General features: G+C 71.8%; 11 protein-coding genes. 3 read left to right on the top strand and 8 right to left on the bottom strand.

The window, feature by feature from the left end; all coding sequences use genetic code 11:
• Nucleotides 1–49: 49 nt before the first annotated feature.
• Nucleotides 50–709, bottom strand: a complete 660-nt coding sequence (locus tag NGB36_RS32225; RefSeq protein WP_255924170.1) for a LysM peptidoglycan-binding domain-containing protein — start codon at nucleotides 707–709, stop codon at nucleotides 50–52.
• Nucleotides 710–1,232: 523 nt separating this feature from the next.
• Here NGB36_RS32225 and NGB36_RS32220 point away from each other — a divergent pair.
• Both NGB36_RS32220 and NGB36_RS32215 read left to right on the top strand, forming a co-directional pair.
• The gene (locus NGB36_RS32220) at nucleotides 1,233–2,045 is read left to right on the top strand and encodes a DUF8842 C-terminal domain-containing protein (RefSeq protein ID WP_255924168.1); all 813 of its coding nucleotides are present in this window, start codon (nucleotides 1,233–1,235) and stop codon (nucleotides 2,043–2,045) included.
• A gap of 146 nt (nucleotides 2,046–2,191) precedes the next feature.
• On the top strand, nucleotides 2,192–2,530 hold the full coding sequence (locus tag NGB36_RS32215; protein ID WP_255924167.1) for a hypothetical protein: 339 nt from the start codon (nucleotides 2,192–2,194) through the stop codon (nucleotides 2,528–2,530).
• A gap of 40 nt (nucleotides 2,531–2,570) precedes the next feature.
• Here the strand turns inward: NGB36_RS32215 and der are convergent, their stop codons facing one another.
• From der to aroH, 5 genes are all read right to left on the bottom strand, one after another.
• Nucleotides 2,571–4,028 (bottom strand): ribosome biogenesis GTPase Der, encoded by a 1,458-nt coding sequence (gene der, locus NGB36_RS32210; RefSeq protein WP_255924166.1) that lies wholly within the window; start codon nucleotides 4,026–4,028, stop codon nucleotides 2,571–2,573.
• Between the two features lie 25 nt (nucleotides 4,029–4,053).
• Nucleotides 4,054–4,641, bottom strand: coding sequence for a lysophospholipid acyltransferase family protein (locus NGB36_RS32205; RefSeq protein ID WP_255924181.1), 588 nt, complete (start codon nucleotides 4,639–4,641; stop codon nucleotides 4,054–4,056).
• A gap of 68 nt (nucleotides 4,642–4,709) precedes the next feature.
• Nucleotides 4,710–5,378 (bottom strand): (d)CMP kinase, encoded by a 669-nt coding sequence (gene cmk / locus NGB36_RS32200; RefSeq protein WP_255924179.1) that lies wholly within the window; start codon nucleotides 5,376–5,378, stop codon nucleotides 4,710–4,712.
• 136 nt (nucleotides 5,379–5,514) lie between these two features.
• Entirely contained in the window at nucleotides 5,515–6,600 is a 1,086-nt protein-coding gene (locus NGB36_RS32195) for a prephenate dehydrogenase (protein WP_255924164.1), read from the bottom strand.
• Nucleotides 6,600–6,962: a chorismate mutase gene (gene aroH / locus NGB36_RS32190; RefSeq protein WP_255924162.1), complete on the bottom strand. Its 363-nt coding sequence runs from the start codon at nucleotides 6,960–6,962 to the stop codon at nucleotides 6,600–6,602. The genes NGB36_RS32195 and aroH overlap by 1 nt, the downstream gene beginning before the upstream one ends.
• A gap of 108 nt (nucleotides 6,963–7,070) precedes the next feature.
• Between aroH and NGB36_RS32185 the strand changes: the two genes are divergently transcribed.
• A complete protein-coding gene (locus NGB36_RS32185; RefSeq protein WP_255924161.1) occupies nucleotides 7,071–7,445 on the top strand; it encodes a DUF952 domain-containing protein in 375 nt (124 codons plus the stop codon).
• Nucleotides 7,446–7,492: 47 nt separating this feature from the next.
• Here the strand turns inward: NGB36_RS32185 and NGB36_RS32180 are convergent, their stop codons facing one another.
• Together NGB36_RS32180 and scpB are read right to left on the bottom strand one after the other, a co-directional pair.
• Nucleotides 7,493–8,527: a pseudouridine synthase gene (locus NGB36_RS32180; RefSeq protein ID WP_255924160.1), complete on the bottom strand. Its 1,035-nt coding sequence runs from the start codon at nucleotides 8,525–8,527 to the stop codon at nucleotides 7,493–7,495.
• Nucleotides 8,527–9,198 (bottom strand): SMC-Scp complex subunit ScpB, encoded by a 672-nt coding sequence (scpB, locus tag NGB36_RS32175; protein ID WP_255924177.1) that lies wholly within the window; start codon nucleotides 9,196–9,198, stop codon nucleotides 8,527–8,529. Before scpB ends, NGB36_RS32180 begins: the two co-directional genes overlap by 1 nt.
• Nucleotide 9,199 lies beyond the last annotated feature (1 nt).

Raw genomic sequence — 9,199 nt, 5'->3', positions numbered from 1 at the left:
GCGGGGCGGGGTGGTGCCCGGCCGCGCGGGCCCACCCCCACGGCCATGGTCAGACGGTCAGCCGCTGACCGGGCAGGATCAGGTCCGGATCGTCCCCGATCACCTGCCGGTTGGCGGCGTAGATCCGCTGCCAGGTGGTGCCGTGCGCGGCAGCGATGGCGCTGAGCGTGTCCCCGGGGGCGACGGTGTACGTGCCATGGCCGGCCGCCGGGGTCTCATGCACGGCGAGGGGCTTGTCGACCGTGCTCTGGGGGCTCACGACGGTTGCGCTGCCCGCGGTGGCGTCGGCGCCGGGTGCGCTGCCGGAGGCCCCGGCCCGCACCGAGCAGAACGGCCAGGCGCCCCAGCCCTGCGCGGCCTGCACCCTGTCCGCGACCGCGATCTGCTGTGCGCGGCCGGCTTGGTCGGCGGAGGGCGCATAGGCCGTGCCGCCGTACGCCTGCCATGTCGAGGCGCTGAACTGCAGGCCGCCATAGAACCCGTTGCCGGTGTCGATGTGCCAGTTGCCGCCGCTCTCGCATTGTGCGATGCGGTCCCACACGCCGCCGTCCGCCGCCTGCGCGGGGCTCGCCGCCGCGATCGCGGCGAGCGGGGCGACGACTGCCGCGCCCGCAATCACCGCTGCCCGTGCCCGACGGCTCAATCGTCCTGTCGTGCCGAGCGCGGCGGTGTACTGACGGTCCGTACGGCGCTCCGGATGTCCGGACATGGATCCCCTTCTCTACGGACCCGGGGTCCCCGTGCTACTCCATCGACGGGACGCGCGCCCGGCGCCCGGCGCCGGTGCCCGTCCCGCCCGTCCGCTCGACGGCGCCCCGCTGTGCGCGGCGTCGTCGTCCTCCGTGCGGACCTCCCCGGGCGGTGCTCTGTGCACACGGCCGCCGAATCTAAGGAGGGGGAAGCGCCGATATCAACCAATTGCCTTGACATGCAGGCCAGTTGAGGGTTACCGGCGGTATGCAACGCTTTCCGCAAGGCAATTGGCGACTCTTTATGGGGATATCACGGACAGTCGAAGAGCTCCCCTGTGATTCAGTTCACGAGTTCACACACATGCAGGGGCCCGATAGTTCGACGCGGAGTGATGCGTTCCGGCGAAATGATGACTATCCGCATGCGGCGCCCCGAACGCACACCGGGCGGCGCGTGACTCCTGCCACAGATCGGGCGTTGTGAGTACGAGCCAGGAAATGCCGGGCTCGGAGTCTTATCCACACCCGAGGAGTCATGCCGTGCCGCCCATGCTCGATGTCAGCGACGAGGTACGCGCAGAGATCGGCGATTCGGAGGCCGACCGTCTGCTGGCGGGCGAGAACGCACCCACCACGTACGACTGCACCTCCTGCCGCACCCCCGGCCACACCGACCGGGAACGCACCAGCACCGTGCTCTTCGTCGGCGAGGAGACCGCGGTCCTCGCCTTCGCCCACGCCTCCTGCATCCCCTCCCAGGTCGTGCCGGTCTCCGAGGAACAGCTGCAGGGCGCCGTCCGCAGCATCACGGCCGGCCAGACCGGGCAGTTCGGCCCGGGACAGGCCCAGGACCCGTCAGCGGTGCAGGCGGCACCGGGACAGGCCGTGCTCGGCATCACCGCCGGCCTGGTGATGTGCCGGGACGCCCTCTACCCCTCCCTGGTGGTCGAGCCGACCGGCCCGGTCGGCCGTCCGGGCAGCACGGGCACCGAGGACGAGTTCCTCACCCTCCTCGCCGAGCAGGGCTTCCACCCGGTCAAGGACCTCGACACGCCACCCGATCCGGTACCCGCCGGCTGGTCGGTGCTGCTCGCGGTCGGCAAGCTGCACGCCGTCCTGCAGCCCGGCCCCGACGGCGGCAACCCGACCGCCTGGTGGCAGGCGCACCAGCCGCTCGCCGTCAGCGAGGGCTGGCGCGCCGAGGTCAACCTGTCCAACAAGGTGCTGGTCTTCGCCTCCCCTGCCGGGACGATCGGCCGTCAGCCGCGGGAGGACATGCTGCGCGAGGCGCTGCTGCGAGCGGTGCGGGACGGAAAGCTGATGGGCGGCATGATGCCCCTCGCCGGGACCTGATCTGCCCGGTACGGGAACCGAACGGACGATGCGCGGCTGACCAGCGGTCATCCACATATCGTCCGTTTTGGTAAGGGGTTGACCATTTGGACGGTGTTAGCCCGTGAAGGCCGCATCCCGCACGCGATGCGCTCGTTGGCAGATACGTGCAGACCTACGACGCCTTCTCCCGCGCCCCTTACCCGAACCAGATCCCGCCGATGCGCACCCCGCACGATCCCGTCGCAGGCTCGGGCACACCGATTTACGACGCGCTCTATTCGGAGTACCGGCGTCTGTTCCGGGCACTGCCCGGTGACCGCACCGGTGAGGAGGAGCTGCGGTTCGAGGCGTTCCAGCCGTGGCAGCCCATGCAGGACCCGGAGCACGACCCCCGCAACTCGGCGTACGGCCGCCCGTACACCGGACGTCAGCGGGGCGGTGGCGCGTTCGCGGCGCTGCCGCCCGCGCCGCCGCGCGACAACCGGACGCACGGCGGGCGCTGAACACCCCGCCGCGATCCCTACGCGCTGATCCCCACGAGCTCTACTTCTTGCGCCCGCGCTTCTCGCGCACGCGCACCGACACCTGCACCGGTGTCCCCTCGAAGCCGAACTCCTCGCGCAACCGCCGCTCGATGAAGCGGCGGTAGCCGGCTTCGAGAAAACCGGTCGCGAAGAGCACGAACCGCGGCGGCCTGGTCCCGGCCTGGGTGCCGAACAGGATCCGCGGCTGCTTGCCGCCGCGGATCGGGTGCGGGTGGGCGGCGACCAGTTCACCGAGGAAGCCGTTGAGCCGTCCCGTGGGGACGCGGGTCTCCCAGCCCGCGAGCGCCGTCTCGATCGCGGGGACCAGCTTCTCCATGTGGCGTCCGGTGGTGGCCGAGACGTTCACCCTCGGTGCCCACTGAACCTGCACCAGGTCCCGCTCGATCTCCCGCTCCAGGTAGTAGCGGCGCTCCTCGTCGAGCAGGTCCCACTTGTTGTACGCGATGACACACGCGCGACCCGCGTCGACGGCCATCGAGATGATCCTGGTGTCCTGGACCGACAGCGTCTCGCTCGCGTCGATCAGGATGACCGCGACCTCGGCCTTTTCCAGGGCGGCGGCGGTGCGCAGCGAGGCGTAGTAGTCGGCGCCCTCCTGCAGGTGGACGCGGCGGCGGATGCCCGCGGTGTCCACGAACTTCCAGGTCTCGCCGCCCAGTTGGATGAGCTCGTCGACGGGGTCGCGGGTGGTGCCCGCCAGCTCGTTGACGACCACCCGCTCCTCGCCCGCCACCTTGTTCAGCAGCGACGACTTGCCGACGTTGGGGCGGCCGATGAGCGCGACCCGGCGCGGTCCGCCCGCCGGCTCGCCGAAGCTCTGCGCGGGCGCTTCCGGCAGCGCCTCGAGGATCGCGTCCAGCAGATCGCCGGTCCCCCGGCCGTGCAATGAGGAGACGGGGTAGGGCTCACCGAGCCCCAGCGACCACAGCACGGCAGCGTCCGCCTCGCCGCTCGGGCCGTCGACCTTGTTGGCGCACAGCACGACCGGCTTGCCTGCCCGGCGCAGCAGCTTGACGACCGCCTCGTCGGTGTCGGTGGCGCCGACCTTCGAGTCGACGACGAGGACGACGGCATCCGCGGCCTCGATGGCGAACTCGGCCTGCGCCGCCACGGAGGCCTCGATGCCGAGGACGTCCTGCTCCCAGCCGCCGGTGTCGACGACCTTGAAGCGGCGGCCGTTCCAGTTCGCCTCGTACGTCACCCGGTCGCGCGTGACGCCCGGCCGGTCCTCGACGACCGCCTCGCGCCGGCCGATGATCCGGTTCACCAGGGTCGACTTGCCGACGTTCGGACGGCCGACGACGGCGAGCACGGGCAGCGGCCCGTGCCCCGCGGCCGCGACGTCGCCCGCGACCTCTTCGAGGTCGAAGCCCTCCTCCGCCGCGAGCTCCATGAACTCGGCGTACTCGGCGTCGCCGAGCGCGCCGTGCTCGCCGTATTCGATCTCGTTGTCCATGAAGTCTTTTTCCTCGTCCGTCAGTTCACAGGCGGCCGGTGGCGCGCCTGGCGTAGTCCAGGTGTGCGGTCAGCCGCTCCTGGATCCGGGTGGTGGCGGCGTCAAGCGCCGACCTGGTGCGTCTCCCGCTGCCGTCGCCCGCCTCGAACGGGTCGCCGAAGACGACGTCGATACGGCTGCGGAGCGGAGGCAGGGCCGGGATCATGCGGCCCTCGCGGGCGCTGCCGAGTACGGCGACCGGTACGACGGGCGCGCCGGAGCGCACCGCGAAGTAGGCGAGCCCGGAGCGCAGTTCGGCGAAGTCGCCCCCGCTGCGCGTGCCCTCGGGGAAGATGCCGAGCACACCGCCGCGTGCCAGCACCCCGAGCGCCGTGGTAACAGCCGCGCGGTCGGCGCCGGAGCGGTCCACGCGCAGCTGCCCGATCGAGCGCAGGAAGGGGTCGAGGGGGCCGATGAAGGCCTCCTTCTTGACCAGGAAGTGCACCGGTCGCGGGCAGGTGCCCATCAGCATCGGGCCGTCGATGTTGTGCGCGTGGTTGCCGGCGAGGATGAGCGGTCCGGTGGCCGGTATCCGCCAGGCCCCGAGCACCCGCGGCCGCCACAGGCCGTGCATCAGTCCGATGCCGATGCCGCGGCCGATCGCGGCCCCGACGGGACCGGGCACCGCGGTGCCTTGCGTCGTCACCGAGAAGTCCGCTCCTCGACGAGGGTGACCACGCACTCGACGACCTGCTCCAGGGTGAGCTCGGTGGTGTCGACCTCGACGGCGTCGTCCGCCTTGGCGAGCGGCGAGGCGGCACGGCCGGAGTCGGCGGCGTCCCGCTTGACCAGCGCCTCGCGGGTGGCCTGCAGGCTCGTCGCCTCCATGCCCTTCAGCTCTCCGTTGCGGCGGGCGGCCCGCGCCTCGGGGGACGCGGTCAGGAAGATCTTGACGGTGGCGTCCGGCAGCACCGTGGTGCCGATGTCGCGGCCCTCCACGACGATGCCCTCGGGCGCCGACGCGGCCGCGGCCCGCTGCAGCCGGACCAGCCGGGCGCGGACCTCGGGCACCGCGCTCACTGCGCTCACCGCGGCCGTGACCGCCTGGGTGCGGATCGGGCCCGTCGCGTCGACGCCGTCGACGGTGACGGTCGGCGCGCCCGGGTCGGTGCCGGAGACGATCACGGGCTTGTCGGCCGCCATGGCCACCGCGGAGGCGTCGTCGACGTCTATGCCGTTGCTCAGCATCCACCACGTCATCGCCCGGTACTGGGCGCCCGTGTCGAGATAACTGAGCCCCAGCTTGGCAGCGACCGCCTTCGACGTGCTGGACTTGCCCGTGCCCGAGGGGCCGTCAATGGCGACGATCACCGGAGTTGCCACAGTCTGCGGACCTTCCTCTTCTGCACGGGTGCCGGACGGGAGCACGGAAACGGGCATCGCAACCGCTGGATGCCAAGACTCAAGGTTACTGGGTCTGCGCAGGCCCCCGTACGTCCCTGCCGCGTCACTGCCGCATGGACCAGCCCTTCTCGCGCAGCGCCGCCGTCAGGACCGGTGCCGCCTTCGGCTCGACCATGATCTGCACGATGCCGGCCTGCTGCCCGGTCGAGTGCTCGATCCGCACGTCCTCGATGTTGACCCCGGCCGCGCCGGCGTCCGCGAACACCCGCGCCAGCTCGCCGGGCTGGTCGCCGATGAGTACCGCCACCATCTCGTACGCCGCCGGCGCCGCGCCGTGCTTGCCCGGCACCCGGACCCGGCCGGCGTTACCGCGCCGCAGCACGTCCTCGATGCCGGCCACGCCCTCGCGGCGCTTGTCCTCGTCGGCGGACTGCAGCGCACGCAGCGCCTGCACCGTCTCGCCCAGGTCCTCCGCGACACCGGCCAGCACGTCGGCGACGGGCCCGGGGTTGGCGGAGAGGATGTCGAGCCACATCCCGGGCTCGGAGGCGGCGATCCGCGTCACGTCGCGTATCCCCTGGCCGCACAGGCGTACGGCGGTCTCCTCGGCGTGTTCGAGACGGGCCGCGACCATGCTGGAGAGCAGCTGGGGGGTGTGCGAGACCAGGGCGACGGCCCGGTCGTGCGCGTCGGCGTCCATCACGACCGGCACGGCCCGGCACAGCGCCACGAGTTCCAGCGCGAGATTGAGGACCTCGGTCTCGGCCTCCGGGGTGGGGGTGAGCACCCACGGGCGGCCCTCGAAGAGGTCGGCGGTCGCGGCGAGCGGCCCGGAGCGTTCACGTCCGGACATCGGGTGGGTGCCGATGTACTGGCTCAGGTCGGCGCCGAGAGCCTGCAGGTCGCGGCGCGGGCCGCCCTTGACGCCGGCCACGTCGATGTAGCCGTGGGCGAGACCGGAGCGCTGTGCCTCGGCGATGGTGGCGGCCACGTGCGCCGGGGGCACGGCGATGATCGCGAGGTCGACCGGGCCCTCGGCGGGTTCGGCGACACCCGCGCCGAGGGCGGCGGCGGTGCGGGCGGCGTCCGGGTCGCTGTCCGAGAGATGGACGGTGACCCCGCGGGAGGTCAGGGCCAGCGCGGCCGAGGTGCCGATCAGGCCGGTGCCGATGACGGCGGCGGTACGCATTACTGTGCGATGTCCTTTCGCAGGGCGGTCGTCGCGCCGAGGTAGACGTGGGCGATCCCGGCCTTGCCGACGCCCGTCTCGACGTGCGCGAGGACGCGCACGACCCGTGGCATCGCCCCTTCGACGTCCAGCTCCCGCGCACAGATCAGCGGGACATCGGTGATGCCCAGCTTGCGCGCGGCGACGGCGGGGAAGTCGCTGTGCAGGTCGGGCGTGGCCGTGAAGATGACGCTGATCAGATCGTCCACCCGGAAGTCGTTGCGGTCCAGGATGGCGGTGAGCAGCTCGGCGACCCGCTCGTGCATGTGTTGTGCGTCGTCCCGGTCCAGTTGGACGGCGCCGCGCACCGCTCGTACCGCCACGTCACAGCTCCTTCGCGTTGGGTGTACCTGATCAGCCTAATCAGTGGGACGGGACCGGACCCGCCGTCGTGCGGCCGTTGCGGGGGCCGATCCGGTAGAACGTTGCGCATGATCTACCACGTTGTCCCGCTCGACGACTGGTTGCGCGTTCCGGACCGGCCGTACGCCCCGCCGACACTCGCGGAGGACGGCTTCGTCCACTGTTCGCCGGACGAGAGCACCGCGCTCGCCGTCGCCGATGCCCTCTTCCGGGACGCGGTCGGCCCGCTGATGGTGTTGCTCATCGACGAAGAGGCGCTGGACACGCCCGTCCGGTGGGAGCCGGCCGATCCGGCGGCGTCGCGGAGCCTCGGCGGCGCCGCCGCATCGGCCGGGCTCTTCCCGCACGTGTACGGACGCATCAACCGCAATGCGGTGGCGGGGATGCTCGAGGTCGAGCGGGACGAGGAAGGTCACGCGGTGCGGCTGTCGCTGTGGTCGTGAACCGCATCGCCGGCCGTCTCCGTCCGTCGCCGCCCGCCCTCCAAGGGCTACAGATCGACCTCGCGCATCAGCATGCCGACCTCGGTGTTGGTCAGCCGCCGCAGCCAGCCGGACTTCTGGTCGCCGAGCGCGATCGGCCCGAAGCGGGTACGCACCAGCTTGTCGACGGGGAAGCCTGCCTCGGCGAGCATGCGCCGCACGATGTGCTTGCGGCCCTCGTGGAGGGCGACCTCGACGAGATAGTTCTTGCCGGTGTTCTCCACGACCTTGAAGCTGTCGGCGCGGGCATAGCCGTCGTCGAGCTCGATACCGTTCTTCAGCCGCTTGCCGAGGTCGCGCGGGATCGGCCCCTGGATCGCCGCGAGATAGGTCTTGGTCACGCCGTAGCGGGGGTGGGTGAGGCGGTGGGCCAGCTCGCCGTGGTTGGTGAGCAGGATGATGCCCTCGGTCTCGGTGTCGAGGCGGCCGACGTGGAACAGCCGCGTCTCGCGGTTGGTGACGTAGTCGCCGAGGCACTGGCGGCCGTCCGGGTCCTCCATCGTCGAGACGACGCCGGCGGGCTTGTTGAGCGCGAAAAACAGGTACGACTGGGTGGCGACGGTGAGCCCGTCGACCTTGACCTCGTCCTTCTCCGGGTCGACGCGCAGCCCCTGCTCGGTGACGATCCTCCCGTTGACCTCGACGCGCCGCTGCTCGATCAGCTCCTCGCACGCGCGCCGCGAGCCCATGCCGGCGCGGGCGAGCACCTTCTGCAGCCGCTCGCCCTCCTGCTCGGCGCCGGGGAAGGTCTTGGGGAGCTTGACCTGCGGCTTGTCGTAGCGGGCGCGATTGCGCTCCTCGATCTGCGCGTCCAGCTCACGCGGGCGCGCGGGCGCGGTGCCGCGACCGCGGCCCCGTCCGCGTGCGCCCGCCGCCTTGCCGCCGGTCTTCCCGCCGGCCGTCCTGCCGTCGGAGGCCCCGGTGTCGTAGCGGCGCTCCTCGGGCCGGGGGCGCCCGGCGCGCCTGCTCTTGTCGTCGCGTTGGTTGCCCGCTCCCCTGTGATTCCGGTTCCCGCTGTTCCTGCCGCTGCCGCTGGTTCGCATCAAGTTTCCGTAGTCGAGGTGTCGTCCGGGGCGTCCGGATCGAAGGACGGAACCCCCTCCTGGGACTCCGCCTCGACGGCGTCCGCCTCCGGCAGGAACGGGGCGAGCTCGGGCAGCTCGTCCAGACCTCGCAGGCCCATCCGTTCCAGGAAGTGGTTCGTCGTCCTGTACAGGATCGCACCTGTCTCGGGTTCCGTCCCAGCCTCCTCCACCAGTCCGCGCTGGAGCAGGGTGCGCATGACGCCGTCGCAGTTCACCCCGCGCACCGCGGAAACCCGCGAGCGGCTGACGGGCTGGCGGTAGGCGACGACCGCCAGGGTCTCCAGCGCGGCCTGAGTGAGGCGGGACTGCTGGCCGTCGAGGACGAACTTCTCCACGGCCGGAGCGCACTGCGGCCGGGTGTAGAAGCGCCAGCCGCCCGCGACGAGCCGCAGGTCGAAGCCGCGTCCGTCGCGCGTGTACTCGTCGGACAGCGCGCGAAGCGCGTCGGCGACCTCGCGACGCGGCCGCTGGAGCACCTTGGCGAGATGCTCCTCGGTGGCGGGTTCGTCGACAACCATGAGGACGGCTTCGAGCGCGGGCCGCAGCTCGATGTCGCCGACCCCGGCGGGCGTCCCGGCGCTCTCCTCGGCGCTCGCGTCGGGGCTCTCCTCGGTGGTGGCCTCGGTCATG

The sequence above is a fragment of the Streptomyces humicola genome, from assembly GCF_024436035.1.
Taxonomy (GTDB): domain Bacteria; phylum Actinomycetota; class Actinomycetes; order Streptomycetales; family Streptomycetaceae; genus Streptantibioticus_B; species Streptantibioticus_B humicola.
This window is presented reverse-complemented; position numbering and strand designations above follow the sequence as displayed.

What these genes read in the sequence shown, in the direction of transcription:
- NGB36_RS32195 (WP_255924164.1), bottom strand. Translation starts at nt 6,600, where the DNA reads ATGCGTACCGCCGCCGTCATCGGCACCGGCCTGATCGGCACCTCGGCC.
- NGB36_RS32225 (WP_255924170.1), bottom strand. Translation starts at nt 709, where the DNA reads ATGTCCGGACATCCGGAGCGCCGTACGGACCGTCAGTACACCGCCGCG.
- NGB36_RS32205 (WP_255924181.1), bottom strand. Translation starts at nt 4,641, where the DNA reads ATGCACGGCCTGTGGCGGCCGCGGGTGCTCGGGGCCTGGCGGATACCG.
- NGB36_RS32185 (WP_255924161.1), top strand. Translation starts at nt 7,071, where the DNA reads ATGATCTACCACGTTGTCCCGCTCGACGACTGGTTGCGCGTTCCGGAC.
- der (WP_255924166.1), bottom strand. Translation starts at nt 4,028, where the DNA reads ATGGACAACGAGATCGAATACGGCGAGCACGGCGCGCTCGGCGACGCC.
- NGB36_RS32180 (WP_255924160.1), bottom strand. Translation starts at nt 8,527, where the DNA reads ATGCGAACCAGCGGCAGCGGCAGGAACAGCGGGAACCGGAATCACAGG.
- scpB (WP_255924177.1), bottom strand. Translation starts at nt 9,198, where the DNA reads ATGACCGAGGCCACCACCGAGGAGAGCCCCGACGCGAGCGCCGAGGAG.